The following is a 26,763-nucleotide window of genomic DNA, read 5'->3' on the forward strand; positions in this document are numbered from 1 at the left end:
TGAATCTAAACCAACCAGTGCTAGTTGGTTCGCATCCTTTCGGTCTCTCACGGAAAAATTTTGTGAGAAAAACAATCCATAGTGATATCCATTTTTCTTGATCACTTTTGTAGTGATTTATATAGGTGGGCTCGGATAATCACAGATGTTTCACAGGGTTTTGTGTAATAAAATAAACAAAATCAGTGCAAAACTGTAAATATCCTACATTTTTGTTGCACGAAATTCCAACGAAAACTCTACTTTCTAGGTCATTTTTTTGTTGCAAAATGCATAATGATTTTAACAAATGAATAACAATGTGTATTAAATGCTTATTTTGTGAATGTTTATTGATTTTGATTGGGGCTTAGCAAGTTCGGGATATTTACAATTGGCTACCATTTTTTTGTGATTTTGTAATTTAATTACAAAGATCGCATTGAGAACTATTTGCATCTATTTTGGTACCCATATGCAGTTACATGAGTTAGTTAATACCATTGGTCAGGATCTCCAAAGGCGTTATGGAGAGCGCGTTCACAAGCTGACTTTACATGGTGGTTTCAGTTGTCCTAACCGTGATGGCACCATTGGCCGCGGGGGTTGTACATTCTGCAATGTGGCCTCGTTTGCGGATGAAGAGACGCAAATCCAAAGTATTGAAGAACAATTAAAAGATCGCGCAGGAGAAATTCACCGTGCTCGCAAATATCTCGCTTATTTTCAGGCGTATACCAGCACTTATGCTGAAGTTCAGACCTTGAAGAACATGTACGAGCAGGCGTTAAAAGCTGCGGATATTGTCGGCTTATGTGTTGGAACTCGACCAGATTGCGTACCTGATGCTGTCCTTGAACTGCTCGCAGGTTATGTACAACAAGGGTATGAAATTTGGTTGGAACTGGGCTTGCAAACCGCGAATAACCAAACCTTGAAACACATTAATCGAGGTCATGACTTCGAATGCTACTCGCAGATCACTGAGCGAGCACGAGCGTTGGGGATTAAGGTCTGTACGCACTTAATTGTTGGCCTGCCCAAAGAGACCCGTGACGACAATATTGAAACCCTGAAAAAAGTTCTGGAAGTGGGTACTGACGGCATCAAACTGCATGGTTTGCATATTGTCGAAGGCAGCACAATGGCTAAAGCTTGGCGCGCTGGTAGATTAGAAGCGCCAACGCTGGAAGAGTATGTAGCTATTGCTAGTGAGATGATTCGTTTAACACCGCCAGATGTGGTTTATCACCGAGTTTCTTCCGCAGCGCGCAGACCAACCTTGTTATCTCCGTTGTGGTGTGAAAACCGCTGGCTCGCGATGACAGAAATTGGCAGAGCATTAGATAAAGAGGGGGCGCAAGGCTCTCTTATTGGTCAGCCTTTTCATTATCAAACTGTCCGTTAATTTCCCTCATTCCAATGGAAAAGAGCGGAACTTTTATCAGTAACCCTTGATCAGTTCAAATTCTTCAAAGACGAGTGACTTCTTTGGCTGACTCTTGGCATGGAAACAGGCTAGACTACGGCTAATTCATTCCTGTGGAGTTATGAATGAAACCAATGAAAAATCTCGCCCAGTACTACGTGGATCTGCTAGTCAAACTGGGTATTTTGCGTTTCTCTATTTTACTGGCACTTGCTTTAGTTGCTCTGGCCGTGGTCGTTCAGGTCGGTATTACTCTTGCCCTTAATGGCTATGTTGATGATATCGATATTCTGAGATCGGTGTTCTTTGGTCTTATCATCACCCCTTGGGCTGTGTACTTTCTTTCCGTGGTCGTTGATCAGTTGGAAGAGTCACGTCAGCGTCTCTCCAAACTGGTTTCCAAGCTCAAAGACATGCGTTCACGAGATCAAGAGCTGAACCATAAGCTCCAGCAGAACATTGTTAAGCTGAATCAAGAGATCGAAGAGCGTATTAAAGCGGAAGAAGCGCGTGAAGAAGCCATGGTCGATCTAGAAACCGAGGTTTTTCAACGTGAAAAAACACAGGTTGAGCTTGCCGAGCGGACGGCTCTGTTACGTTCATTCATCGATGCTTCTCCTGACTTGATCTATTACCGAAACGCAAAAGGTGAATTCTCCGGTTGTAACCGAGCCATGGAAGAACTGACTGGCAAAAGAGAAAGTGAGCTGGTTGGTTTAACCCCATGGGATGTTTACCGTAAAGAGATTGCTCAGTCGATTGTTGAAACCGATCAACGCGTATTCAAAGACAATCGCGCTATCACTTATGAGCAGTGGCTGGAATATCCAGATGGCCACAAAAACTATTTCGAGCTGCGTAAAGTACCGTTTTACAGTAAAGATGGGCGTCACTTAGGTCTGGTTGGCTTTGGTCGTGATATCACTGAACGCAAACGCCACGAAGAGTCTTTGGAAAAAGCCAGCCGAGATAAAACCACATTTATCTCGACCATCAGCCATGAGTTACGCACACCTCTCAATGGTATTGTCGGTTTAAGCCGGATGCTGCTGGATACGCCAATGACGCCAGAGCAGCGCAAACACATGCAAACCATTAATGTAAGTGCTGTCACCTTGGGTAATATCTTTAACGATATTATCGATATGGATAAGTTTGACCGTCGCAAGCTAGAGTTATTCCCTGCACCTTTGAACTTTGAAGAATTTGTTGTCGAGCTAGAAAGCTTGTCAGCACTGATGGCGGAGCAGAAAGGTCTGCGCTTTGATTTAGAACGATTAACGGATTTACCTGAACTCGTCAGTGTGGATGCAACGCGACTGCGCCAAGTTCTTTGGAACTTGATCAGCAACGCAATGAAATTCACCAAAGAGGGTGGAGTAGTGATGAACGTCAGTGCGGATATCGAAGATGGTATGGCACATATCACTATGGATATTGAAGATACGGGGATTGGTATTCCTGAATCGGAACTCGATAAGATTTTCGCTATGTACTATCAGGTGAAGTCTGGCGAGGATAACTTACACGCAGTCGGTACAGGTATCGGTCTTGCGGTATCGCGTCAGTTGGTTAATTTAATGGGCGGTGATATTACCGTAAGCAGTGAAGAGGGCTTTGGCAGTACTTTTACGGTGTCGATCAGTGTTCCTTTGGTCGAAGCATCCGAAGTGAAGAAGGCTCCGGAGGCTGTTCAGCGCAGTTTGAATATCTTCATGGTGGAAGACATTGAACTCAACGTCACCGTTGCTCGTTCATTGCTTGAAAGTCTTGGTCATAAGGTGACTGTTGCCATGACAGGACAAGCTGCGATCGATACTTTCAAACCTGAACTGTATGACTTGGTCTTCTTGGATATTCAGCTTCCTGATATGACGGGCTTTGATATTGCGCAGTACTACCGCAGCCACTATCAAGAGCTTCCACCGTTGGTGGCGTTGACCGCTAACGTACTTAAAGACCGATCTGAATATCTTGAAAAAGGCATGGATGATGCGATAAGTAAGCCACTGTCGGTTTCAGCTGTTCAGGACGTGATAAGCAAGGTCACAATGAATCCTCTGCAAACAACAGACGAGGCAAAACCTATGGAAAAACACATTGAAGGCAACGACGATCTTTATGTTCGACTGCTTGATCTCGATATGCTGACTTCTTACGTTGATATTGTTGGGCAGAAGCCTGTGCTTGATAGCATTAAGATGTTTGAAGAGATGATGCCAAGTTATATCGAAGTATTGGACTCCAACATGGTGGCGAAAGATCAAGACGGGATTGTTTCTGAAGCGCATAAGATAAAAGGCGCAGCAGGGTCTATAGGTTTAAAACACATTCAAAGTGTGGCGCAAAAAGCACAATCGCCAGAAGCACCTGCTTGGTGGGAAAACATAACCGATTGGGTTGAGGAAATTAAAAATGAATACCTCAACGATATTGAAGTACTCAAACAGTGGTTGGAACAAAGGAAATAAAATGAAAAAACTTGCTCTCGCTTTATTAGCTCTGACAATGGCTGCATGTACTTCTCAGACTTCTAATCACGAAAATATTAACTGGAAACAGGGTAATCTTGCTGCGTTATCTGAGACTGACATCCAGCTTAAAAGTAATCTGTGGACAGACAAGATGCCTAAAGTTGATGGAACGTCTGAGAGCCAACCTCTCAACGGTACTTTGATGCTAGACACTTCTGGTGAACTGTCAGCGGAACTTGTTGTTGAAATGGTGGTTATCAAGCAGAAAGACAATACTTGGATTGTTCAAGGCGATGAGACTGAACTGAGAACATTAAGTGAAAACCTTTGGGAAGTGGTGTTCGCAACAGAGATCCCTGTGGATGTTGAAAAGAGCGTTCATGTGGCTTTAGAGCTTAGTGATAACAACGGAGACGTTTGGCTGGTGGAACGTAATGTCACGATTGATAAGGTCTACTGAACGGTTCGATAAGGTTAATTCACAGAATTTCCCATTCTGAATAAAAACCAAATTGCCAACCCAAGACACAATAAAAAAGCCCCAAATAGGGGCTTTTTTTGCATTCTTTAGTAGTAAGAACAGCGTGGGCTTATTCTTCTAAGTCGCCACAGAAACGGTAACCTTCACCGTGAATTGTTGCGATGATTTCTGGAGTACCAGACACTGACTCAAAGTGTTTACGGATACGACGAATCGTTACGTCTACAGTACGGTCATGTGGTTTCAACTCACGGCCTGTCATCTTCTTAAGAAGATCAGCACGAGTTTGGATCTTGCCTGGATTTTCACAGAAATGCAGTAGTGCACGGAATTCTGAACGAGGCAGTTTGTAACCATCACCACTTGGGCTAACCAGTGAACGGCTATTAATATCTAGTACCCAACCGTTGAATTCGTATTTCTCAACAGAGCGTTTCTCATCTTGAGTTACGCCAGTGTTCATTGAACGGCTTAGTAGATTACGAGCACGAATAGTTAGTTCACGAGGGTTGAATGGCTTAGTGATGTAATCATCTGCACCGATTTCTAGACCAAGGATTTTATCTACTTCGTTGTCGCGACCAGTCAAAAACATTAAAGCAACATCAGCTTGCTCACGAAGCTCACGAGCTAGCAACAAACCGTTTTTACCCGGTAAGTTGATATCCATGATCACTAGGTTGATGTTGTTGTCAGATAGTTCATGGTGCATTTCTTCACCGTTACTAGCTTCAAAAACATCGTATCCCTCGGCTTCAAAAATACTCTTTAGAGTGTTACGAGTAACTTGCTCGTCTTCAACGATAAGAATCTGCGGGGTTTGCATTGGCGGTACCTAAACTTGTGAAAAATTTGTGCTAATAGAACTCATTCTAGGCAAAAACATAACATAGGGTAATTTGATGTTAACAATAAAACTTAATTTATGTAAAAAATCTACTCTCGGGTTGCCCGCCATCCGTGGAACACTAGTCTATGAGGAATCCGATACCTCTTTGGTTCTACTAGTCTTTGAGCCGGATTCTATAATGTTAACAGCATGCTAACAACGGCCAAATGTTAATTCCAATCACTTTGTTGATTTACATCAATTGTTAGAATGTAACAGATATTAAAACTAATGACGAGATGTAACACCAGTAACCTCATGAAAATAAATGCAAACCTTTGGCAAGCTTATTCCAACGTCAAATTTGATCTTCAACATAAAATGGCCTTTGAAAACTGCGCCATCATTACCGCATGGAACCCTGAAAGTGATAAGTTGTCAGAATATGAGAATTGCGTAAATAATCAACGTTTACAGAATGAGCTGATTGGTTATGATTGGTGTTCTGTTCGCGTTGGTGATCCAGAGTTTTATTGGTTTGAAGAAAGTTTTGCCGTGAATATGCCTTTGGATAAGGCGTTAGCGCTCGGCAGAGTTTATAGGCAGAATGCCATTTATTACGTGTGTAACAACATGCTTTATTTACATTCCTGTAAGGGAGAACTACGGGAATGCTTAGGGGATTTCAATTTATTCAAACTGTAACCCAAAAGAGGTTATTCCCCTTTAGAGCCTAATTATTTTTTGAAATTACAATTACGAGAATCATGGAGGAACGATGAAAGATATCACACCGGATATATGTGATCGCTACGAGTCACAGGTGACTTTACTCGACTTACCTTTGCAAAATTACGGTATGAGAAGCAGTTTCTGGGGAGAGATAGTGACAGTTCGTTGCTATCACGACAATTCAAAAGTTCGTGAAGTTTTGAGTCAGAACGGTAAGGGTAAAGTTCTAGTGGTGGATGGACACGGATCTCGCCGCAAAGCACTGATGGGAGATCAGGTCGCTATGATGGCGATTGATAACGGTTGGGAAGGCGTGATTATCTACGGCGCAGTTCGAGACGTTGTCGCACTTTCGCAAATGGATTTAGGAATAAAAGCACTAGATGCTTGCCCATTTAAAACTGAGAAACGAGGCGTAGGTAAAGTGAACGTTGCCCTGACTATGCACAATCAAATGGTGTTGCCGGGTGATTATATCTATGCCGACTGGAATGGAATCTTACTCTCTAAGCATGCGCTTGATTTAAGTTAAAAACGAAATCCTAAACCCACTTCAACACCTTGTTGCCACTCTTGATAGCCAAGAGTGGCATGCAAATCTAAATCATCAGAAAGCTGTAATCGGCTGGACAGTTCTGCTCCAATATTTGAGGTTTTCTCACTGTTTTTATCCGAAAAATAGGATTGTACTGAACTGCTTAATGTGACTTTTTCAGTCAGCTGGTAGCTAACGCCACTGAGCAACCCATTCTCTCTAAAACTGTTGTTGCCTGAGTAAGATTGGTTGATGCGGGCGCCGACATAAATATCAATGTCGTTGAATATCGCATAGGCGTATCCACCATCAATGTTGATATCCCAACCACCCAATTCATCTCTGTTTTGTTCGCTGGTTATCTGTTCACTTGTTAGAAACAATCGATGTGGAGAATCCTTCTGCATGGAAGGCAGAGTAGGAAGTTGTTCGGAGTGAGCACTAAAAACAATGAGCATGCAGGTAATACCAAGACTAAGTCTCATGATATCCCCCTTGTAGTTATAAATTTTTTAAATGACTTTTCCACTGCGCTTTACAAAGTCTAGGTGCAAAAAGCATTGTCGGTAGGAGAGTTGTTAGAGTATTTGGTTATTTGCTTAGTCGGTTTTGTTTGCTCAAATAATGATTGTTGATTTTTTAGAGACTTAGCTAACTAATCAGAATGAAACATAAAAAAAAACTACTTTTTCGTTGACTATGCGATAAAAAATAGGTTAAACGTAGGGGTAAGCAAACACACAAACGAAGTAAGATTTCTATGTTTAATAACAGCCTAGTAATGATGACAACCACCATTATTATTACCGACATTACGCGTGTTGGGGCAGGCTGCTAAGCGTAAAATTTACAAAGAAGGCCTGTATCCCCCACCGATACAGGCCTTTTTTTATGCCTATTTTTAATGACTTGGAGTAAAGGGATGCGAGTTCTAAAGTTTGGAGGTTCATCGTTAGCAGATGCTGACCGTTTATTACGGGCAGCAGACATCATTGCCAATAACGCTCAGCAGGAAGACGTTGCCGTTGTTCTTTCTGCACCGGGTAAAACAACAAATAAATTGGTTGCAGTTATTGAAAGCGCGATGCGTAATGGAGAAGCAGAACTACAAATCAAAGAGTTGGAATCGTCTTTCAACACTTTATTTGAAGATGTAAAAGCGGTATTGCCAAACATCGATGGTGCTGCGTATGAAAATCAAGTCAAAACCTCAATGTCACAGCTACGTCAGTTCGTGCACGGTATCAGCCTACTGGGTATGTGCCCTGACAACGTGAATGCGCGTATCATCAGTAAAGGTGAGCGTGTTTCTATCCAGCTAATGAAAGCGGTAATGGAAGCAAAAGGATTAGCCGCCAACCTGATTGACCCAGTTAAGTATCTGCTAGCGAAAGGCGATCACTTAGAAGCTATGGTTGATGTGGAAGTTTCAACACAAAACTTCAAATTAAACCCACTTCCAGAAAAACACGTACACATCATGCCTGGTTTTACTGCTGGTAATAAAAAAGGCGAGTTGGTTTGTCTAGGCCGCAACGGTTCAGACTATTCTGCAGCTGTCTTAGCCGCGTGTTTACGAGCAGAGTGTTGTGAAATTTGGACTGACGTGGATGGTGTTTACAACTGTGACCCTCGTTTAGTTGAAGATGCTCGCTTGTTGAAGTCTCTAAGCTACCAAGAAGCGATGGAGTTGTCTTATTTTGGCGCTTCCGTTCTTCATCCAAAAACAATCGCTCCAATTGCTCAATTCCACATTCCTTGCCTAATCAAAAACAGTTTCAATCCTCAAGGTCCGGGTACTTTAATTGGTCTTGATACTGGTGAAGACAATCTTGCGATTAAAGGCATTACAACGCTAAACAACCTGACTATGGTCAACGTTTCAGGTCCAGGTATGAAAGGCATGGTTGGCATGGCGAGCCGCGTATTTGGCGCGATGTCTGCGTCAGGCGTTTCTATTGTTCTGATCACTCAATCATCGTCTGAATACAGCATTAGTTTTTGTATTGAAGCTGAGCATAAAACGCTTGCTCAACAAGCTCTGTCTGAAGCGTTTGAGTTAGAGCTAAAAGATGGTCTTTTAGAGCCTGTCGAGTTTACAGAAGATCTTTCCATCATCACTCTGGTTGGTGATGGTATGCGTACCTCTCGCGGTGTGGCATCTCAGTTCTTTGCATCGTTGGCAGAAGCTCACGTTAACATCGTCGCGATTGCTCAAGGTTCATCAGAGCGTGCTATTTCAGCGGTAATCCCAGAAGACAAAGTGTCTTCCGCAATCAAAGCGTGTCACGAAAACTTATTTAATTCTAAGCACTTCCTTGACGTATTCGTTGTCGGTGTAGGTGGTGTTGGTGGCGAGTTAGTTGATCAAATTAACCGTCAACAAGCGAAACTGGCGGAAAAAGGTATAGTGATTCGCGTATGTGGTCTGGCGAACAGCAAAGGCTTGTTGCTTGATAGCGAAGGTTTGCCACTTGATAACTGGCGTGACCGCATGGGCTCAGCGTCTGAAGAGTTTTCACTAGCTCGCTTGATTGCTCTTGTTAACCGTAACCATATCATCAACCCTGTGCTGGTTGACTGTACGTCTAGCGAAGCGATTGCAAATCAATACACAGACTTCTTGGCGGCAGGTTTCCACGTTGTTACGCCAAACAAGAAAGCAAACACTGCAAGCATGGCGTATTACCATCAGTTGCGTGAAGTGGCTCGTCACTCTCGTCGTAAGTTGATGTACGAAACAACGGTAGGTGCGGGTTTGCCAGTTATCGAAAACTTGCAGAACCTCATTGCTGCTGGTGATGAGCTGGAAAAATTCAACGGTATCTTATCTGGCTCTCTCTCATTCATCTTCGGTAAGTTAGATGAAGGTCTGACATTGAGCCAAGCAACAACGATTGCTAAAGAAAAAGGTTTCACAGAGCCTGATCCTCGTGATGATCTATCAGGTATGGATGTTGCTCGTAAGCTACTTATCCTTGCTCGTGAAGCGGGAATGGTATTAGAGCTAGAAGACATCAAAGTAGAACAAGCGCTTCCACCAGGCTTTGATGCATCAGGTAGTGTTGAAGACTTCATGGCTCGCTTGCCTCAGGCGGATGAATATTTCCAACAGTTGTCAGCTACAGCGGCGGAGGAAGGTAAAGTTCTTCGCTACGTGGGTGAGATCGCTGAAGGTGAATGCCGAGTGCACATCGCGATGGTCGATGAGAATGGCCCAATGTTCAAAATTAAAGATGGCGAGAACGCTCTGGCATTCTACAGCCGCTACTATCAGCCAATTCCGCTAGTACTACGCGGTTACGGTGCAGGTACTGAAGTAACTGCTGCAGGTGTATTCTCGGATGTCATGCGTACGCTTGGCTGGAAATTAGGGATTTAATCAATGAGTTCAAGTGACATGGGCGTAGTCGTTTACGCCCCAGCTTCTATCGGTAACGTGAGTGTTGGTTTCGATGTATTGGGTGCTGCGGTTTCACCGATTGACGGAACACTGCTTGGCGACCGAGTTCAGGTAAAAGCAGGCTCAGAGCCTTTTACTCTTAAAACAGCAGGCAGCTTCGTTTCTAAGCTTCCTGAAAACCCAAAAGAAAACATCGTTTACGATTGTTGGACGGTATTTGCTCGTGAGTTAGAGAAAAAACAAGTTGAGCTTAAGCCTCTTGAAATGACGCTAGAGAAGAACATGCCTATCGGTTCTGGTCTAGGCTCAAGTGCTTGTTCAATTGTGGCTGCACTGGATGCGCTCAACCTATTCCATGATCAACCATTAAACGAAACTGAACTGTTGGCATTAATGGGTGAAATGGAAGGAAAGATCTCTGGTGGCATTCACTATGACAACGTAGCACCTTGTTACCTTGGTGGCGTCCAACTGATGTTGGAAGAGCTTGGCATTATCAGCCAAGAGGTGCCGTGCTTTGATGATTGGTACTGGGTAATGGCTTATCCGGGTATTAAGGTTTCAACGGCTGAAGCGCGAGCTATCTTGCCGTCTCAGTATCGCCGCCAAGATATCATCGCTCATGGTCGTTATTTGGCAGGCTTTATTCATGCCTGCCACACCAATCAGCCTGAGTTAGCTGCGAAAATGATCAAAGACGTGATCGCAGAACCTTATCGTGAGAAACTGCTGCCTGGTTTTGCGAAGGCTCGCCAATATGCGCTTTCTGCTGGAGCATTGGCGACAGGCATCTCTGGTAGCGGTCCAACACTATTTAGCGTATGCAAAGAGAAAGACGTTGCCGAACGTGTTGCGCGTTGGCTGGAACAAAACTACGTACAAAACGAAGAAGGATTCGTTCACGTTTGTCGTCTAGACAAAAACGGTTCAAAAGTTACAGGAAGTGAGCTATGAAGCTTTACAACATAAAAGAAAATGATGAACAAGTATCCTTTGGCCAAGCCGTGCGCCAAGGGTTAGGCCGTAACCAAGGTCTATTTTTCCCGTCGGAATTACCAAAGTTTGATGATATCGATGCGCTATTAGCGGAAGATTTCGTATCTCGTAGCACTAAAATCCTATCTGCTTTGATTGGTGACGAACTGCCAAGCGAGAAAGTGAATGAGATGGTGGCATCTGCGTTCCAGTTCCCAGCGCCAATCAAATCAGTAAAAGATGGCGTTTATGCTCTTGAACTGTTCCATGGTCCAACGCTTGCGTTTAAAGACTTTGGTGGCCGCTTTATGGCTCAGTCTCTTGCGGCTGTATCTAATGGCGGAAAAATCACGATTCTAACAGCAACATCTGGCGATACAGGTGCTGCGGTTGCTCATGCTTTCTACGGCATGGAAGATATCAACGTCGTGATCCTTTATCCAAAAGGTAAAATCAGCCCACTTCAAGAGAAGCTGTTCTGTACTCTAGGCAAGAACATTCACACTGTAGCGGTCAATGGCGATTTTGATGCGTGCCAAGCGTTAGTTAAAAACGCTTTTGATGATGCTGAGCTGCGTGAAAAAGTAGGTCTTAATTCGGCTAACTCTATCAATATCAGCCGCTTAATGGCGCAAATCTGCTATTACTTCGAAGCTGCGGCTCAAATGAGCAAAGCTGAGCGCGAAAATCTAGTTATCTCTGTACCAAGTGGTAACTTCGGTAACCTTACTGCTGGTCTGTTAGCGAAAGCTCTGGGTTTACCTGTGAAGCGTTTCATCGCCGCAACAAATGCGAACGACACTGTACCTCGTTACCTAGAAACGGGTAAATGGGATCCAAAACCAACAGTGGCGACCACTTCAAATGCGATGGATGTGAGCCAACCAAACAACTGGCCTCGTATCGAAGAGCTATGCAAGATCAAAGATTGGGGCTTAGAAACTTTAGGTAAAGGTGCGGTTCTCGATAGCGAAAGTGCGGAATCAGTGAAAGAGCTGAACGCGTTGGGTTATTTGTGTGAACCACACGGCGCAATTGCTTACCGAGTACTTGATCAGCAACTTCAACAAGGTGAAACAGGACTGTTCTTATGTACTGCTCACCCAGCTAAGTTCAAAGAAGTGGTAGATGAGATTTTAGGTACAGATATCGAGCTACCAGCTCCTTTGGCTAAGCATGCTGTTATGGAACTTCTGTCTGATGAGATGGACGTTGACTTCGCAGCACTGAGAAAGCTTCTAATCAAGGTTCGTGGCGAGTAATACAAGGTAGAGAATCATGACTGATTCTCTACCAACAAAGCATAAAAAAGCGGTGCTACTTTAAGAGCACCGCTTTTTTTAATTTGCAAAACTGAATTATAGAGATTCAGTAAAAGTACGAGCGATAACGTCGCGTTGTTGCTCTGGAGTTAGAGAGTTAAAACGAACAGCGTAACCCGATACACGGATAGTTAGCTGTGGGTATTTCTCTGGGTGTGCTACTGCATCTTCCAGCGTTTCACGTTTAAGAACGTTAACGTTTAGGTGTTGGCCACCTTCAATTTTTGCTGGAGTTTCGATTGCCACTTCACGGCTTTCGTACTCGCCAAGGTCAGATACTGGAACAACTTGATCTTCTGAGTAGCTACCAGATGCTGCAACACAACGAGCTTCGTTTGTTTCACTATCGATTAGCCAAATAGAGTTAAGTAGGTCATCATTAGCTGCTTTAGTGATTTGGATACCTTGGATCATCAATATCTCCTAGTCCACTTTCAGTGGTATTTATTGGTGTTAAATTTCGTAATTATTGTTGAGCTTCGTATTATATATTTTATATCCATGATTATAGTATTGATATAGGTCAAAAAACAACATAAAACCTTAATTGGTTTAAGGTGAATAAATTGATATCAATCAATAAGTGATTAATAAATATAATTATTCAATTAAATTTTAACTATTAAAATATATTTTATGGTTAAAATTTGTTCTATTTGTGGTAATAAAACTACATTTTAACGTGCTAGAACAAGCTAACTAGAACAAATCAGTAAGTTATAAAAGCCAATTTGAAAGTAGAAAGTGATTAAATGACAAAAGAAGTAAAGCCTCTTGGCAACAAATATATTGGTGCTCATGTTTCCGCTGCTGGTGGTGTTGATCAGGCGCCATTAAGAGCAAAAGAGATTGGTGCAAACGCGTTTGCTATCTTCACTAAAAATCAGCGTCAATGGGTAGCGAAGCCACTAGAAGCGTCAACAATAAGACGTTTCAAAGAGCAATGTCAGCGTTTAGGTTTCTCTGCTGACTATATTTTGCCTCATGACTCCTACTTAATTAATTTGGGCGCGCCAGAAGAAGATAAGCTGGAAAAATCGCGTGCAGCATTTATTGATGAGATGGAGCGTTGCAATCAGCTCGGGTTGAAACTGCTGAACTTCCATCCGGGTAGCCACTTAAAACTTGTGTCTGAAGAGCAGTGCCTTGCGACTATTGCGGAGTCAATTAACCTTGCTCATAAAGCTGTACCTGATGTTATTGCTGTTATCGAGAATACAGCAGGGCAAGGAACGAACTTAGGCTGGCGCTTTGAGCAGTTGGCGGCAATCATTGATCAAGTAGAAGACAAATCTCGTGTCGGTGTTTGCCTCGATACTTGCCACACCTTTGCCGCTGGCTACGATTTAAGTAGCTTTGCCGCTTGTGAAGCTACTTTTGCCGAGTTTGATCGTGTTGTCGGTATGCACTATTTAAGAGCAATGCATATTAATGACTCAAAAGGTGGATTAGGCAGCAAGCTGGATCGCCACCACTCATTGGGCAAAGGTGAGATCGGTTGGGATTGCTTTGAGTACATCTCTAAAGATCCTCGTTTTGATAATATCCCTTTGATTTTAGAAACAATTGATCCTGATATTTGGCATTTAGAGATCCAAACAATGCGCGATCACCATTTAAGTGTATAAATTGTTCGTTTGAGATCACGATATTGGCATGCTTTTCTCATGACGTTTTCATGAAACGTTGTAAAGAAGGATGCCCAATTATGTTCTCTTCAGTTTGTGTTACCTCATCATTCAGTGCTCGACCTGCTGCCCGTATGCCAGTGCCTAATAGGCATGTAACAGGTCGAGGCCACCATCGCTCACCGCAACCAAGTAAATCTCATTGCAAGTAAGGCTTACTGAAGAGATCAGTTGTTTGTCGATAGGTTGATGTCCTGCTTGTTGTGTTGATGACATTTGTGAATCGTTTACGACATTGTTGATTAAAATCTGATGTTTCAGTGTTGTCGTATTCGATTTTACCAGTGCTGTCTGGCTGCAACTTTGTGCTCATGGGTATAAGATAAAGCAATTATTTTGATACTCAGGAGCTGTTATGAGCCATTCCTTGACTTGGCACGACGTCATTGGTCTAGAGAAAGAACAAGAATATTTCCAGCAAACGCTGAAGTTTGTCGAAGCTGAGCGAGCCGCTGGTAAAGTTATTTTCCCGCCTGCTAAAGATGTGTTTAATGCCTTTCGCTTTACTGAGTTCGATGACGTCAAAGTCGTTATCCTCGGACAAGACCCTTATCATGGGCCGAATCAGGCACATGGCTTGTGCTTTTCTGTTTTACCGGGAGTGAAAACGCCTCCTTCTCTGGTGAACATGTATAAAGAACTGTCTCAAGATATTGACGGTTTTCAGATCCCGAATCATGGCTATTTAAAAAGCTGGGCGGATCAGGGCGTATTGTTGCTCAATACGGTTTTGACAGTAGAGCAGGGGAAGGCACATTCACATGCTAAAACGGGGTGGGAAACGTTCACTGACCGTGTAATCGATGCGTTAAACCAACATCGTCAAGGTGTGATCTTCCTTCTCTGGGGATCTCATGCTCAGAAAAAGGGGCAGATGATCGATAGAAGCAAGCATCATGTGCTTATGGCTCCGCATCCTTCACCGTTATCAGCGCATCGAGGATTCTTAGGTTGTAAGCATTTTTCGCAAACAAATCAGATACTCAAACAACTGGGGCAAATGCCAATTGATTGGCAACCAACTCTTGATTCGAATCAATGATGTGATGAATGGTTGTTCTTGTTGCTGTTTTTTCGACCAAAATCAAAGCGAATTAGTCATTCCTTATATAGACTTTACCTACATGACTGTGTAAGGGAGACGCACAATGATGATTGAAAGAATCAGACGTGAACATGGATACATGACTCGACTGTTGGCTATTTTGCGCGGAAAGTTACAGCTTCTTAAAGACGAAAAACCGATTAACTACAGCCTCGTTAAGGAGATTGTGGATTATCTTTCAAGGCATTCTGAAAGTGTCCACCACCCTAAAGAAGACATTCTTTATCGGCATTACATTCAGCACTATGGGGAGCATGAAGAAGTTTCGGATTTAGAAAAAGAACATGCTCAATTATCCAAATCAACCCATGAGTTTTTGAATACCGTTGAGATGATCTTAAATGATGCAGTTGTTCCTCAAGATGTATTCATGGAGCAGCTGGAGCAATTCATTAATTCACAGCGTCAACATTTAGAAATGGAAGAACAAACCGTTTTACCGCTGATTAATCGGACTTTTAGCGTGGCAGATTGGCAGAAGGTTGAATCGGAGTGGAATTGCAATGAAGATGACCCTGTATTTGGATCAACCATTGCGGAAAGATACGCTCAGCTTGCTCGTCGAGTAAGAAAAAGCGAAACAGAGTGCAATTAGGAAAAATGTACAAAGTCAAAGTGTAGAAATAGAAGAGGCGCCAATAAAGGCGCCTCTTCTATTTATAATTTGAGGTCATCAAGTTCTAGACAGACATCCATTTCTAATAACTCTCTTTCCAACCGTTTTCGATCTCGTATAGCTTCTATCTCACGCCACATCCTTTTAGCTGGTTTCGCTCTGCTACTCGCATTTGTGCGGAGCTTTGCGATCTGTGCATCTAACAGTTCATCGAAGTGCAAGTCATCCATAAGCAAGCCTCTTTCTGGTTGTCTCCTTTCCTGGAGTTTTTTCTAAATATCATATTTTTAAGGACAATAACTATGATTTATTTCTCATTTGTTTCATTGATATGAAATTTTTATGGATTTCTTCCAGGAATATAAACTTTGTTAGCATTGGGTTGGTTGTTATTTAACCGGTTGGATACCGTGTTTCTTATTTATTGATAATTGGCTGATGTTAAAAAAAGGTTATCAAACTAGGCCGAGAGACTAACGGTTGGTTAAGGTCTGGTCGCTAAGTTTCTAAATGTTTCAACTTGCGCAATGTGAATTCATTTTGTGATGGGGCATATAGAGCTTTAGGGGGGAACGTGGCTTTAACTTATTGTGTATCACCTAAGTTTGATGAGTGGAATGATGTTTAATTAATGTAATGGTAATGTTTTATTTGTGTGATGTGTGCTTGAGGTTGTTTGTGCGAATAGCGCTGATGGATTCTCATAAATGCAACTTAACTCATATTGATTTTTAACAACCCTGCCTGCATCATTCTCGCCCATCATATAGATACCTAAACCGATTAGGTGTCGCCATTCTCCTGAACTACACACCATTATAAAAGCAAATCGCAGCCAGCGAGCGTGTAGTTAAAGTGCTAACTTTTATTTTCAGGTTCTAATACTTACTCTTTTTAGAGGTTTTTGTGACAGACTTAATTAACTTAATGAACGACCTGCTTTGGGGATCGATACTGGTGTATCTCCTTGTCGGTGTCGGTATTTACTTCACATTGCGTTTAGGCTTCATCCAATTTCGCCATTTTGGGCACATGTTCAGTGTGTTGAGAAACAGCCGTAAAGCTGACAATGCTGGTATCTCCTCTTTTCAAGCTCTTTGTACCAGCCTTGCTGCTCGCGTAGGTACAGGTAACATGGCCGGTGTTGCCGTTGCATTAACTGTTGGTGGCCCTGGTGCAATCTTCTGGATGTGGATGACTGCAATGCTAGGCATGGCGACATCATTTGCAGAAAGTACTCTTGCTCAGCTTTATAAGTCACGTGATAAGGACGGTAACTACCGTGGTGGTCCTGCTTATTACATGGAGAAAGGCTTGGGTATGCGCTGGATGGGCGTTCTTTTCTCAATCTTCCTTATCATTGCATTCGGCTTAGTGTTCAACGCAGTACAAGCAAACTCGATTTCAAATGCGATGAGCAATGCATTTGGCTTTGATCCAATGATGGTGGGTGTAGGTATTGTGCTACTTACCGCCTTCGTTATTTTCGGTGGTATTCGTAAAATTGCACGTACCGCTGAGCTTATCGTTCCATTTATGGCAATTGCCTACTTAGCGATTGCGCTTGTGGTTGTGTTCATGAATATAGAGAAAGTACCTGCGGTATTCTCTCTGATCATCAAAAGTGCTTTTGGTTTTGAACAAGCTGCTGCTGGTGGTCTTGGTTATGCGATTGCACAGGCAATGATCAACGGTGTTAAACGTGGATTGTTCTCAAACGAAGCGGGTATGGGTTCTGCTCCGAATGCGGCGGCTTCTGCAACGCCTTATCCTCCACACCCTGCGTCTCAAGGTTATGTGCAAATGCTGGGCGTTTTCGTTGATACTATCGTGATCTGTTCAGCGACTATGGCGATCATCCTAGTGTCTGGTGAATATGTTCCGCACGGTGAAATTACAGGTATTGAACTAACACAACGTGCACTCAGTTCACAAGTCGGTGATTGGGGCGGAGTGTTTATTGCGATGGCAATTTTCTTCTTTGCCTTCACCTCAATCATTGCGAACTATTCATATGCGGAAACGAACCTTATATTCCTTGAGCACAACAACAAGAAAGGTTTAGTTGTATTTCGTCTGATTTTCTTAAGTATGGTGATGTTTGGTGCGTTAGCGACACTGCCTACGGTTTGGGCTATGGCCGATGTTTCTATGGGCTTGATGGCGATTGTTAACTTGATTGCGATTCTGCTTCTGTCTGGAACCGTAATTAAGCTTGCGAAAGACTACAACCGTCAGCTAGACGCGGGCAAAGTACCGACTTTTAATGCCAATGACTACCCAGAACTAAAAACTCAACTTGAAGATGGAATCTGGGATCAATCGAAGTCGAATAAAGCAAACTAAGTACACTAATAGATAGTACCGATGTTATAGATTGGAAAAGCCATGCAGACACTGCATGGCTTTTTTTGTAAGCTATCGTTCAAAAGCAATAAAAGTCAGCTCAACAGAATTTATAAAGGAAACCTTATGCTTATCGTGGTCTCTCCAGCAAAAACATTGGATTATGAATCTCCTTTGCCAACAACTCGCTTTACCCAGCCAGAGTTGACTTCGCATTCAGCGGAATTAATCAAAGTGTGCCGTACACTGACTCCGCAAGATATTGCTGACTTAATGAAAGTCAGTGACAAAATTGCTGGTTTGAACGTGGCACGCTTTGAGCAGTGGACCGAAACCTTCACACCTGACAATTCTCGCCCTGCGATCTTTGCTTTCAAAGGTGATGTCTACACTGGTCTCGAAGCAGAAACGTTGTCTGAAGCGGATTTAGATTATGCGCAAACTCATCTGCGTATGCTGTCAGGCTTATACGGTTTGTTGAAGCCTCTCGATCTTATGCAGCCTTACCGTCTCGAAATGGGTACTAAGCTGGGCAATGAACGTGGCAGCAATCTCTATCAGTTCTGGGGCAACATTATTACCGATAAGCTAAATGAAGCGATTAAAGCACAAGAAGATAATGTGCTAATCAATCTCGCTTCGAATGAATACTTTAAAGCCGTTAAACCGAAAGCTTTAGATGCCCAAGTGATCACTCCTGTGTTTAAAGACTGCAAAAATGGTCAATATAAGGTGATCAGCTTCTTTGCTAAAAAAGCCCGCGGCATTATGGCACGCTACATTATTGAAAACCATATTGAGTCTGTGAAGCAGTTAGAATCTTTTGATACTGCTGGCTACTACTACTGTGCCGCTGAATCGACAGCAACAGAGCTTGTATTCAAACGAGAAGAACAATAAGCCTATAGATGAGGTTGTTATGCTAACTTGGTTTAAAAAATGGCTGGCACGCTATGATGATTGGTGCCAAAGCATGGGCTTGACACCAGATCAAAAACGTTGCTGCGTTCCTTATCGTAAAGATCCGATTCATGATAAAGAACCGAGTCATGACAAAGACCCTTCTCATGGCAAAGACATTGAAAAATCATAAGCTGCGGCTGTTTGACACTCATTGCCACTTTGATTTTGATGAGTTTGCCGCATCGTTTCCGGAGCAAATGTCCGCCGCAACGCATGCTCAGGTAGATAAAATCCTTATTCCATCTGTTGGTGTTTTTAATTGGCTGCGAGTGAAAAATCTCGCAGCACAATACCCAGCAACCCTTCGATACGCCCTCGGTTTTCATCCTTATTTTCTTGAACACTTTTCCGATGAACAGTTGCAGCAGTTAGAAGATGAATTAGCACTGCGAGAAAGCGCTTGTGTTGCGGTTGGCGAATGTGGATTAGACGCTATGGTTGAGGTCAATGCCTCGCTGCAAGAACGTGTTTTCATTGCCCAAATAGCCATGGCACAACACGCCCGTCTTCCTGTCATTCTGCATAGCCGCAAAACGCATAACCGACTGCTGCAATTAATTAAACAACATCGCTTTACTCAAGGTGGTGTGTTACATGCTTTTTCCGGCAGTGAACAACAAGCCAGACAATTTATCGACCTTGGCTTTAAAATCGGTGTAGGCGGAGTGATTACTTACCCACGAGCTAATAAAACTCGACAAGCGATCAGCCAATTACCGATAGAGTCTCTGGTTTTAGAAACCGATGCACCGGACATGCCGTTATCCGGCAGGCAAGGCGAGGCGAATCATCCTAAATACTTAGTTCATGTCTTAGAAGAGTTGGTGGCGCTGAGAGGCACCAATAAAGAACAACTGGCATCTCAGCTTTGGGCAAACAGTATTGAGCTGTTTCGGATTGCTGAATAGCAAAAGGGAGCGAAATTCGCTCCCTTTGTTTTAGGAAAAAGAATAAATCGTTATTCGCGCTCTTTGGTATATGGAACACCAATTGCTTTTGGCGCAACTGCTTTACCAATAAATCCAGCAAGTAGAAATACCGTCAAGATATATGGCAACGCTTCGATGGCTTGAACCGGAATAGGGAACTCACCTACGCTAACGCCTTGCAGACGAATTGCCAACGCATCAAGGAAGCCGAACAGCAAACAGGCTGCCATAGCTGTCACAGGGCGCCACTTACCAAAGATAAGAGCAGCAAGTGCCATATAGCCTTTACCTGCGCTCATGTTAGGAATGAACTGGGCAGTTTGACCTACTGAGAGGTACACGCCAGCCAAACCTACCAATAAGCCACAGATCACCATGGCACTATAACGCATGCCAGCAACCGAAATACCGGCTGTATCCACTGCCGCCGGAGAATCACCTACCGCTCTTAAGCGTAAACCGAAGCGAGTTTTGAACAAGACATACCAAGACAAAGGTACTGCCGCTAAAGCCACATACTCAATAATCGAGTGACCGCTGATTAGCTCAGAATAAATGAGCCCAACAACTGGAACATCTTGTAAGGCATCAGCGCCCGGTAATGTTATTGGTGCAAAACGAGCATCGCCAGAAAGCGCTGGTGTTTGACCGCCTTGATTGAACCAGTAACGTCCTAGAGTTACGGTTAAACCTGTCGCCAGAATATTGATTGCCATACCGCTGACTACTTGGTCACCACGGTGTGTAATCGAAGCAAAGCCGTGAAGTAAAGCAAGCAGAATAGACACTAGCACCCCAGCACAAACACCCAGCCAAGCTGAGCCTGTGATGTAAGCTGTCGCAGCACCTGCGAAAGCGGCTGCCAAAAGTTTACCTTCTAGTGCGATGTTTACTACACCTGAACGTTCACTAAACATACCGGCTAGAGCGGCAAGAATAAGTGGGGTGGCAACACGAATTGTGGCATCAGCCATTAAAATGATGGTTTCAAACATGATTACGCAACTCCATGTTCTTGTTTGCCAAATAAGCGCAGATAAATGCGTTCAATTGAAGGTTTGAACATGTACTCAAGTGCACCAGAGAAAAGAATCACCAGACCTTGCAGTACCACAACGATGTTACGGTCAACGCCGTAGTCGAAGCTCAGCTCAGCACCGCCCTGATAGAGGAAGCCAAACAGTAAACTTGCGAGAACAACACCTACTGGGTGGTTTCGTCCCATCAAAGCTACTGCAATACCAGTGAAGCCAAACCCTTCTACGAAGTTCAGTTTGATCTGGTGAAGCTCACCTTGCAGTACGTTGATACCAAAGAAGCCCGCCAACATGCCAGAAAGCAGCATAGTAATGACGATTATCTTCAGGTAGTTAATACCTGCGTAAGAAGCAGCTGACGCATTCGCGCCAATAGAGCGAATCTCATAGCCCCAGCGAGAGTGCCAAATGAATAGCCACACAAACACACAGCACAACAGAGCGAAAATAAAACTGATGTTGAGTGGGCTTGGCGCAACGTTGATACCAAATACAGCAAACAGTTCGTGCATTTTTGGTAGCCAGCTACCTTGTGCAAACACGCGACTTTCTGTTGCCATCGTGGTTTCTGGCTTCAGAATGTCAACGAGAAGGTATGCCATAAGCGAAGCTGCAATGAAGTTAAACATGATCGTTGTAATAACGATATGAGAACCTCGTTTTGCCTGTAAGTAAGCAGGAATAAACGCCCAAGCCGCACCAAAAATGCCGCCAGCGATAACCGCTACAGGAAATACCACATACCAAGGTGCATATTCACCGAGGGTTAAACAGATTATCCCAACACCCAGACCACCAATATATGCCTGACCTTCCACACCAATGTTGAATAGCCCTGCGTGATAAGCCACTGCAACGGCTAAACCTGTAAAGATAAAACCAGTGGTGTAGTAAAGGGTGTAACCGAAGCCTTCAGCGTAACCGAACGCGCCCGTCCACATGACTTTGATGGCATCTAATGGGTTGATATCAATATAGATAAATAACAAAGCTGAAACTAAAAACGCGACCAAAACGTTAATCGCAGGTAACAGCGCTATGGTTACCCAAGCGGGCACTTTTGCCTGACTCATGCCGTCTCTCCTTGGGCAATACTCTCTTTTATGTGGTCTGGAATAATGTTCGCCATCATAAGACCTAATGTTTTCTCATCAGCCTGATGAGCTTGCAGTTCACCGACAATAGCGCCATCAAACACAACCAATATGCGATCGGCAAGGCTGAGGATTTCATCCAGTTCAACAGAGACCAATAGCACGGCTTTTCCTGCATCTCGGCTAGCAATGATTTGCTGGTGGATATACTCAATCGCGCCAATGTCCACCCCACGAGTAGGTTGGCCTATCAGAAGGACATCTGGGTTCTCTTCCATTTCACGGGCAATCACCAGTTTTTGCTGGTTACCACCAGAGAAGTTTGCCGTTTTCAGGTGGATATCATTCGGGCGAACATCCCATTTATCCATACTCTCTTGGCAAATCTTCGAAATAGCGGCTTTGTCTTGCAGCAAGCCTTTGTTGTATTTCGGTAGATTGTGGTAACCCAAGATGTAAGCTTCTTGAGCTTCAAATTTATTGATTAAGCCTTGTTTGTGGCGATCTTCAGGAATATGACCGACACCCATAGCTCTAACCTGTTGAGGATCTGCCGGTTTATCGACAGAAATGGTATGTCCATTGAGTTCAAAACTACCGGAAGTTGGCTTCAAGATACCAGATAGCAAAGACAGGATCTCTGATTGACCATTGCCGGATACCCCAGCAATACCGACCAGCTCACCAGCTCGTACTGAGAAGCTGATGTCTTTGACGCGCTTAACACCGCTGTGATCGACGTAGCCTAGCTTGTTTACCTTCAGTAACTCTTTGGCTGGTTTGGCTTCAGACTTATCAACTTTTAGGCGAACTTTACGTCCCACCATCAGCTCTGCAAGCTCTTCTCGGTTGGTGTCTGAGGTTTTGACATCGGCAACCATCTGACCTTGACGCATCACCGAAATGTTGTCGGTAATAGCCAGTACTTCACGCAGTTTATGAGTGATGATAATAACCGTTGTGCCTTGACTGCGAAGCTTGTCCAGAATCGCGAACAAGTGATCCGCTTCTTGAGGCGTTAATACGCCAGTTGGTTCGTCAAGAATAAGCAGTTTTGCATCGCGGTAGAGAGCTTTAAGAATTTCAACTCGTTGTTGCAAACCAACAGGTAGGTCACCAACCAATTTATCCAGTGGAACATCTAAACCGTAGTCTTTTTCTATTTGGTGCAATTTCTTTCTTGCAGCTTTTAAGCTGTCTTCTAGTTTCCAGCCTGATTCAGCGCCGAGAACCACGTTTTCAAGAACCGTGAAGGTATCAACCAACATAAAGTGTTGGTGAACCATGCCTATCCCTGCGGCAATCGCTTCCTGAGAGTTGTTAGGGTTATATGGTTTACCATCGACAAACATCTCACCTGAGTTTGGTGTATAAAAACCGTAGATGATGCTCATCAAGGTGGATTTACCAGCGCCATTTTCACCGATAATGCCGTGAATCGTACCTGCTGGAACTTTTAAATCGATAGCTTTATTCGCGTGAACGGCACCAAAGCGTTTATCGATTTTTTTAAGCTCGATGGCATAGTTTTGAGATTGCGTCACGTAAAAACTTCCTGAACTAATGAGGTCAACAGACCCTAAGGCCATATTCAAATGGATGCGCTTGATCGAGCAGCCAAATAAACCATACGCCGCTGAGCAAGCAGCGGCGTATGACATTTCCAAACGGAACGTATTGTTTTAACTAAGTATTAAGAACTAAATTAGTACTCACACTTGTTGTTAGACATGTAGTCGTGAATCTTGATTTTGCCTGCGATAATGTCTGCTTTTAGTGTATCCATGTAAGCTTTCATTTCGTCAGTGATCAGAGATTTGTTGTTATCGTCGTATGCCCAGTCAACCGCATTCTCTTTAAGACCTAGAGCTTTGATACCTGGTTGCCAAGTACCGTTCATTTCTTCTTTCCAAGTTTCAACTGAAGCAGCACCTACTAGCTTAACCATTGAAGTTAGCATTGTGCCTGGTTGTAGGTGGTTTTGGTTTGAGTCAACACCGATCGCTAGTTTGCCCGCATCTTTCGCTGCTTGGTAAACACCTAGACCAGTACCGCCAGCTGCCGCGTAAACAACGTCAACGCCTTTAGAGAATTGTGATTTCGCAAGCTCAGAGCCTTTTGCAGGGTCAGCAAACGCTGCTGGTGTTGAACCTGTCATGTTTTGTAGAACAGTGATGCTTGGGTTGGTGTATTTAGCACCTTGCTCATAACCACATTGGAATTTACGGATAAGAGGGATATCCATACCGCCAACGAAGCCAACTACGCCTGATTTTGACGCTTTCGCAGCAAGTGCACCCACTAGGAATGAACCTTCGTGTTCTTTAAATACGATTGATTGAACGTTTGGCTTATCAACAACTGAGTCAAGAATTGTGAAGTGAATGTCTGGGAACTCAGTTGCTACTTTTTCTACAGCTGACGCCATATTAAAGCCTACTGCAACAATTGGGCTAAAACCGCGGCTTGCTAAACGACGAAGACCTTGTTCACGTTGCGCCTCATTTTGAGGTTCAAATTCGCGAACTTCAGTACCTTCCGCAGCCATCACTTTTACACCATTTTGATATACCGCTTCGTTGAACGATTTATCGAATTTACCCGCTGTATCATAAATTACGGCTGGTTTTGCTTCTGCGAAAACGTGAAATGACGAAACCGCTAAAGCAAGTGCTGAGATTTTTATAATAGATTTTTTCACTGTTATATACCTATGTTGCAATACCACTGTACTAGACGAGAGACTGCTGACCTTTAACAAAAGTCCAACAAACCCAAAAACAAAATATCAATAGTTTGAATGAATTATTGGTGAGCTAGTTTGATCGTGTATAAGTTTATCGTTTGCGCTGCAAAAAAAAGTCGAATACCTCACACCAAATCACATTTTTTTGTGAAGGAAGAAACTAATTCGCCATAAATGTATGTTTATTTGTTAATTTCTAGCGTTTACAAGAAATTAGGCTCACCAAATTTGTGATTTGAATCACCAAATTAGTGCAAAATGACGATTTAATTGCTTTGCTATTCGTTGTTTTCATAGCGTCTAGCTGACTAAGCAAATGGTAAGCCAACTTATTGGGGATATGTATGGATGAATCTTGTTCTAATTTTCTCGGTATTAAATGTGCGTTTGAATACAAATTTGTAGTGTGGTTGAGTGAAAAATGTAACATTCGAGTGTGATGAAACGCTCATGTTTTGGTTTGAAATAAAATCAGTGTTTGTCGTTAACTTGGGTGATAAATGCCAAGAATGTGTCGTTAAAATTCGAAAATTTGCCTTCTTCTTTTGTGAGCAAACGGTTGCAGCATTTTATTGAATGTAGGCTACAATTTGTTGGCTACATGTTGCTGATAAGGTTAAAACCCCTCTGTTTTGGGTTTTTATTGTGACTTGCTTCTTGTTTTTGAATGTAATGTTGACTCATTACCTAAAAATGCGTGATGCATATATTACTTTTTGCTGTGAGAGATGCGTATAATCGCACCCCGAAAACAACCCAATGTTTAACACGCCAAATTAAACTATAAGGAAGCCATAAACTATGAGTACGTTTATGAGCCTAGTCGGTATGTTGGTTTTACTTGCAATCGCAGTACTACTTTCAAACAACCGCAAAGCTATTAACTTAAGAACCGTGGGTGGCGCATTCGCTATCCAATTTGCACTAGGTGCATTTGTACTTTATGTCCCATGGGGCCGCGATCTACTTGCTGGTTTCTCAAACGGGGTATCTAACGTTATTAACTACGGTAATGACGGTACTTCTTTCCTATTCGGTGGTCTTGTTTCTGACAAGATGTTCGAAGTATTCGGTGGCGGCGGTTTCATCTTCGCTTTCCGTGTTCTTCCAACACTGATTTTCTTCTCTGCACTAATCTCGGTTCTTTACTACCTAGGCATCATGCAATGGGTAATTAAGATTCTAGGTGGTGGTCTGCAGAAAGCTCTAGGCACATCTCGCGCAGAATCTATGTCTGCAGCAGCTAACATTTTCGTTGGTCAAACTGAGGCTCCACTTGTTGTTCGCCCATTTGTTCCAAAAATGACTCAATCTGAGCTGTTCGCAGTAATGTGTGGTGGTTTGGCTTCTGTTGCCGGTGGTGTACTTGCGGGTTACGCATCAATGGGTGTTCCACTAGAGTACCTAGTTGCAGCGTCATTCATGGCGGCACCAGGTGGTCTACTGTTCGCTAAGATCCTTTTCCCTGAAGTTGATCAACCACAAGAGAACATTGAAGATGCTCTTGAAGGTGGCGACGACAAACCAGCTAACGTTATCGACGCAGCAGCGGGCGGTGCAGCAGCAGGTCTACAACTTGCTTTGAACGTTGGTGCAATGCTAATCGCATTCATCGGTCTGATCGCACTTATTAACGGTATTCTAGGCGGTCTAGGTGGTTGGTTCGGTATGCCTGAACTAACTCTAGAACTTCTTCTAGGTTGGATCTTCGCTCCTCTAGCATTCGTAATCGGTGTGCCATGGGAAGAAGCAACTATTGCAGGTTCATTCATCGGTCAGAAGACTGTTGTAAACGAATTCGTTGCTTACCTAAACTTCGTACCATACGTGGGTGAAAACGCTCAAGTAGTTGCGGCAACTGGTCAATTGATGTCTGAGAAGACTCAAGCAATCATCTCATTCGCTCTATGTGGCTTCGCGAACCTATCTTCTATCGCGATTCTACTAGGTGGTCTAGGTGGTCTAGCTCCGACTCGTCGTCACGATATCGCTCGTATGGGTATCAAAGCAGTGATTGCTGGTACCCTATCTAACTTGATGGCTGCAACAATTGCTGGCTTCTTTATCTCTTTCTAATTTG

At 43.3% G+C, this 26,763-nt stretch carries 25 protein-coding genes and 1 other annotated feature; of the genes, 16 read left to right on the plus strand and 9 right to left on the minus strand.

Annotated elements, in window-relative coordinates; genetic code table 11:
* Positions 1–454 precede the first annotated feature (454 nt).
* From mnmL to HKI82_RS04485, 3 genes are all read left to right on the plus strand, one after another.
* The gene (gene mnmL / locus HKI82_RS04475; RefSeq protein ID WP_171137320.1) at positions 455–1,387 is read left to right on the plus strand and encodes a tRNA modification radical SAM protein MnmL/YtqA; all 933 of its coding nucleotides are present in this window, start codon (positions 455–457) and stop codon (positions 1,385–1,387) included.
* Positions 1,388–1,533: 146 nt separating this feature from the next.
* Positions 1,534–3,879 carry an aerobic respiration two-component sensor histidine kinase ArcB gene (gene arcB / locus HKI82_RS04480; RefSeq protein ID WP_102940449.1) on the plus strand — a complete coding sequence of 782 codons (2,346 nt, stop codon included), beginning with the start codon at positions 1,534–1,536 and terminating at the stop codon, positions 3,877–3,879.
* Position 3,880: 1 nt separating this feature from the next.
* Complete coding sequence (locus HKI82_RS04485) at positions 3,881–4,342, plus strand: hypothetical protein (RefSeq protein WP_102940448.1); 462 nt, start codon at positions 3,881–3,883, stop codon at positions 4,340–4,342.
* Positions 4,343–4,472: 130 nt separating this feature from the next.
* Here HKI82_RS04485 and arcA read toward each other — a convergent pair whose 3' ends face one another.
* A complete protein-coding gene (gene arcA / locus HKI82_RS04490; protein ID WP_042480376.1) occupies positions 4,473–5,189 on the minus strand; it encodes a two-component system response regulator ArcA in 717 nt (238 codons plus the stop codon).
* A gap of 321 nt (positions 5,190–5,510) precedes the next feature.
* Here arcA and HKI82_RS04495 point away from each other — a divergent pair, with 321 nt between their 5' ends.
* Both HKI82_RS04495 and HKI82_RS04500 read left to right on the plus strand, forming a co-directional pair.
* Positions 5,511–5,897, plus strand: coding sequence for a DUF3293 domain-containing protein (locus HKI82_RS04495; RefSeq protein ID WP_102940447.1), 387 nt, complete (start codon positions 5,511–5,513; stop codon positions 5,895–5,897).
* A gap of 73 nt (positions 5,898–5,970) precedes the next feature.
* Complete coding sequence (locus HKI82_RS04500) at positions 5,971–6,456, plus strand: putative 4-hydroxy-4-methyl-2-oxoglutarate aldolase (protein WP_102940446.1); 486 nt, start codon at positions 5,971–5,973, stop codon at positions 6,454–6,456.
* Here HKI82_RS04500 and HKI82_RS04505 read toward each other — a convergent pair.
* A complete protein-coding gene (locus tag HKI82_RS04505) occupies positions 6,453–6,944 on the minus strand; it encodes a DUF7840 domain-containing protein (protein WP_171137321.1) in 492 nt (163 codons plus the stop codon). The two genes, HKI82_RS04500 and HKI82_RS04505, sit on opposite strands and share 4 nt — an antisense overlap.
* 288 nt (positions 6,945–7,232) lie before the next feature.
* Positions 7,233–7,351, plus strand: a sequence feature (Thr leader region).
* Positions 7,352–7,381: 30 nt separating this feature from the next.
* Here HKI82_RS04505 and thrA point away from each other — a divergent pair.
* The 3 genes from thrA to thrC are packed head-to-tail and all read left to right on the plus strand — an operon-like array spanning position 7,382 to position 12,099.
* Positions 7,382–9,841: a bifunctional aspartate kinase/homoserine dehydrogenase I gene (thrA, locus tag HKI82_RS04510; RefSeq protein ID WP_171137322.1), complete on the plus strand. Its 2,460-nt coding sequence runs from the start codon at positions 7,382–7,384 to the stop codon at positions 9,839–9,841.
* Positions 9,842–9,859: 18 nt separating this feature from the next.
* Positions 9,860–10,816, plus strand: a complete 957-nt coding sequence (gene thrB / locus HKI82_RS04515; protein WP_171137388.1) for a homoserine kinase — start codon at positions 9,860–9,862, stop codon at positions 10,814–10,816.
* Positions 10,813–12,099 carry a threonine synthase gene (thrC, locus tag HKI82_RS04520; RefSeq protein WP_171137323.1) on the plus strand — a complete coding sequence of 429 codons (1,287 nt, stop codon included), beginning with the start codon at positions 10,813–10,815 and terminating at the stop codon, positions 12,097–12,099. Before thrB ends, thrC begins: the two co-directional genes overlap by 4 nt.
* Before the next feature lie 96 nt (positions 12,100–12,195).
* Here the strand turns inward: thrC and grcA are convergent, their stop codons facing one another.
* Positions 12,196–12,573, minus strand: coding sequence for an autonomous glycyl radical cofactor GrcA (grcA, locus tag HKI82_RS04525; RefSeq protein ID WP_102940442.1), 378 nt, complete (start codon positions 12,571–12,573; stop codon positions 12,196–12,198).
* 338 nt (positions 12,574–12,911) lie between these two features.
* Here grcA and nfo point away from each other — a divergent pair, with 338 nt between their 5' ends.
* Entirely contained in the window at positions 12,912–13,787 is an 876-nt protein-coding gene (gene nfo, locus HKI82_RS04530; RefSeq protein ID WP_171137324.1) for a deoxyribonuclease IV, read from the plus strand.
* Positions 13,788–13,931: 144 nt separating this feature from the next.
* Here nfo and HKI82_RS20600 read toward each other — a convergent pair whose 3' ends face one another.
* Positions 13,932–14,063, minus strand: a complete 132-nt coding sequence (locus HKI82_RS20600; RefSeq protein ID WP_261881152.1) for a hypothetical protein — start codon at positions 14,061–14,063, stop codon at positions 13,932–13,934.
* Positions 14,064–14,202: 139 nt separating this feature from the next.
* Here HKI82_RS20600 and ung point away from each other — a divergent pair, with 139 nt between their 5' ends.
* Both ung and HKI82_RS04540 read left to right on the plus strand, forming a co-directional pair.
* Complete coding sequence (ung, locus tag HKI82_RS04535) at positions 14,203–14,889, plus strand: uracil-DNA glycosylase (protein WP_171137325.1); 687 nt, start codon at positions 14,203–14,205, stop codon at positions 14,887–14,889.
* 106 nt (positions 14,890–14,995) lie between these two features.
* A complete protein-coding gene (locus tag HKI82_RS04540; RefSeq protein ID WP_042480356.1) occupies positions 14,996–15,547 on the plus strand; it encodes a hemerythrin domain-containing protein in 552 nt (183 codons plus the stop codon).
* Positions 15,548–15,609: 62 nt separating this feature from the next.
* Here HKI82_RS04540 and HKI82_RS04545 read toward each other — a convergent pair whose 3' ends face one another.
* On the minus strand, positions 15,610–15,798 hold the full coding sequence (locus HKI82_RS04545; protein WP_042480353.1) for a DUF3545 family protein: 189 nt from the start codon (positions 15,796–15,798) through the stop codon (positions 15,610–15,612).
* A 676-nt stretch (positions 15,799–16,474) separates the two neighbouring features.
* Between HKI82_RS04545 and HKI82_RS04550 the strand changes: the two genes are divergently transcribed.
* The 4 genes from HKI82_RS04550 to HKI82_RS04565 all read left to right on the plus strand — a co-directional run bounded on the left by HKI82_RS04550 (position 16,475) and on the right by HKI82_RS04565 (position 19,785).
* On the plus strand, positions 16,475–17,914 hold the full coding sequence (locus tag HKI82_RS04550) for an alanine/glycine:cation symporter family protein (RefSeq protein WP_042480352.1): 1,440 nt from the start codon (positions 16,475–16,477) through the stop codon (positions 17,912–17,914).
* Positions 17,915–18,040: 126 nt separating this feature from the next.
* Positions 18,041–18,814: a peroxide stress protein YaaA gene (yaaA, locus tag HKI82_RS04555; RefSeq protein WP_171137326.1), complete on the plus strand. Its 774-nt coding sequence runs from the start codon at positions 18,041–18,043 to the stop codon at positions 18,812–18,814.
* A gap of 19 nt (positions 18,815–18,833) precedes the next feature.
* Complete coding sequence (locus HKI82_RS04560) at positions 18,834–19,007, plus strand: DUF5363 family protein (RefSeq protein ID WP_171137327.1); 174 nt, start codon at positions 18,834–18,836, stop codon at positions 19,005–19,007.
* Positions 18,982–19,785 carry a TatD family hydrolase gene (locus tag HKI82_RS04565; RefSeq protein ID WP_171137328.1) on the plus strand — a complete coding sequence of 268 codons (804 nt, stop codon included), beginning with the start codon at positions 18,982–18,984 and terminating at the stop codon, positions 19,783–19,785. The genes HKI82_RS04560 and HKI82_RS04565 overlap by 26 nt, the downstream gene beginning before the upstream one ends.
* A 50-nt stretch (positions 19,786–19,835) precedes the next feature.
* Here the strand turns inward: HKI82_RS04565 and HKI82_RS04570 are convergent, their stop codons facing one another.
* From HKI82_RS04570 to HKI82_RS04585, 4 genes are all read right to left on the minus strand, one after another.
* Positions 19,836–20,801 carry an ABC transporter permease gene (locus HKI82_RS04570; protein ID WP_042480347.1) on the minus strand — a complete coding sequence of 322 codons (966 nt, stop codon included), beginning with the start codon at positions 20,799–20,801 and terminating at the stop codon, positions 19,836–19,838.
* Positions 20,802–20,803: 2 nt separating this feature from the next.
* Positions 20,804–21,916, minus strand: a complete 1,113-nt coding sequence (locus tag HKI82_RS04575; protein WP_042480344.1) for an ABC transporter permease — start codon at positions 21,914–21,916, stop codon at positions 20,804–20,806.
* Entirely contained in the window at positions 21,913–23,481 is a 1,569-nt protein-coding gene (locus HKI82_RS04580; RefSeq protein WP_102940438.1) for an ABC transporter ATP-binding protein, read from the minus strand. The genes HKI82_RS04575 and HKI82_RS04580 overlap by 4 nt, the downstream gene beginning before the upstream one ends.
* Before the next feature lie 161 nt (positions 23,482–23,642).
* A complete protein-coding gene (locus HKI82_RS04585) occupies positions 23,643–24,638 on the minus strand; it encodes a BMP family lipoprotein (protein ID WP_217995490.1) in 996 nt (331 codons plus the stop codon).
* Positions 24,639–25,484: 846 nt separating this feature from the next.
* Between HKI82_RS04585 and HKI82_RS04590 the strand changes: the two genes are divergently transcribed.
* Positions 25,485–26,759, plus strand: a complete 1,275-nt coding sequence (locus HKI82_RS04590) for a NupC/NupG family nucleoside CNT transporter (RefSeq protein ID WP_042480341.1) — start codon at positions 25,485–25,487, stop codon at positions 26,757–26,759.
* Positions 26,760–26,763 lie beyond the last annotated feature (4 nt).

This window comes from Vibrio plantisponsor, from assembly GCF_013041605.1.
Classification (GTDB): Bacteria; Pseudomonadota; Gammaproteobacteria; order Enterobacterales; family Vibrionaceae; genus Vibrio; species Vibrio plantisponsor.

Excerpts from the sequence above, each read along its gene's own strand:
- mnmL (WP_171137320.1), top strand. The coding sequence starts at position 455 with ATGCAGTTACATGAGTTAGTTAATACCATTGGTCAGGATCTCCAAAGG.
- arcB (WP_102940449.1), top strand. The coding sequence starts at position 1,534 with ATGAAACCAATGAAAAATCTCGCCCAGTACTACGTGGATCTGCTAGTC.
- HKI82_RS04485 (WP_102940448.1), top strand. The coding sequence starts at position 3,881 with ATGAAAAAACTTGCTCTCGCTTTATTAGCTCTGACAATGGCTGCATGT.
- arcA (WP_042480376.1), bottom strand. The coding sequence starts at position 5,189 with ATGCAAACCCCGCAGATTCTTATCGTTGAAGACGAGCAAGTTACTCGT.
- HKI82_RS04495 (WP_102940447.1), top strand. The coding sequence starts at position 5,511 with ATGAAAATAAATGCAAACCTTTGGCAAGCTTATTCCAACGTCAAATTT.
- HKI82_RS04500 (WP_102940446.1), top strand. The coding sequence starts at position 5,971 with ATGAAAGATATCACACCGGATATATGTGATCGCTACGAGTCACAGGTG.
- HKI82_RS04505 (WP_171137321.1), bottom strand. The coding sequence starts at position 6,944 with ATGAGACTTAGTCTTGGTATTACCTGCATGCTCATTGTTTTTAGTGCT.
- thrA (WP_171137322.1), top strand. The coding sequence starts at position 7,382 with ATGCGAGTTCTAAAGTTTGGAGGTTCATCGTTAGCAGATGCTGACCGT.
- thrB (WP_171137388.1), top strand. The coding sequence starts at position 9,860 with ATGGGCGTAGTCGTTTACGCCCCAGCTTCTATCGGTAACGTGAGTGTT.
- thrC (WP_171137323.1), top strand. The coding sequence starts at position 10,813 with ATGAAGCTTTACAACATAAAAGAAAATGATGAACAAGTATCCTTTGGC.
- grcA (WP_102940442.1), bottom strand. The coding sequence starts at position 12,573 with ATGATCCAAGGTATCCAAATCACTAAAGCAGCTAATGATGACCTACTT.
- nfo (WP_171137324.1), top strand. The coding sequence starts at position 12,912 with ATGACAAAAGAAGTAAAGCCTCTTGGCAACAAATATATTGGTGCTCAT.
- HKI82_RS20600 (WP_261881152.1), bottom strand. The coding sequence starts at position 14,063 with ATGTCATCAACACAACAAGCAGGACATCAACCTATCGACAAACAACTG.
- ung (WP_171137325.1), top strand. The coding sequence starts at position 14,203 with ATGAGCCATTCCTTGACTTGGCACGACGTCATTGGTCTAGAGAAAGAA.
- HKI82_RS04540 (WP_042480356.1), top strand. The coding sequence starts at position 14,996 with ATGATGATTGAAAGAATCAGACGTGAACATGGATACATGACTCGACTG.
- HKI82_RS04545 (WP_042480353.1), bottom strand. The coding sequence starts at position 15,798 with ATGGATGACTTGCACTTCGATGAACTGTTAGATGCACAGATCGCAAAG.
- yaaA (WP_171137326.1), top strand. The coding sequence starts at position 18,041 with ATGCTTATCGTGGTCTCTCCAGCAAAAACATTGGATTATGAATCTCCT.
- HKI82_RS04560 (WP_171137327.1), top strand. The coding sequence starts at position 18,834 with ATGCTAACTTGGTTTAAAAAATGGCTGGCACGCTATGATGATTGGTGC.
- HKI82_RS04565 (WP_171137328.1), top strand. The coding sequence starts at position 18,982 with ATGGCAAAGACATTGAAAAATCATAAGCTGCGGCTGTTTGACACTCAT.
- HKI82_RS04570 (WP_042480347.1), bottom strand. The coding sequence starts at position 20,801 with ATGTTTGAAACCATCATTTTAATGGCTGATGCCACAATTCGTGTTGCC.
- HKI82_RS04575 (WP_042480344.1), bottom strand. The coding sequence starts at position 21,916 with ATGAGTCAGGCAAAAGTGCCCGCTTGGGTAACCATAGCGCTGTTACCT.
- HKI82_RS04590 (WP_042480341.1), top strand. The coding sequence starts at position 25,485 with ATGAGTACGTTTATGAGCCTAGTCGGTATGTTGGTTTTACTTGCAATC.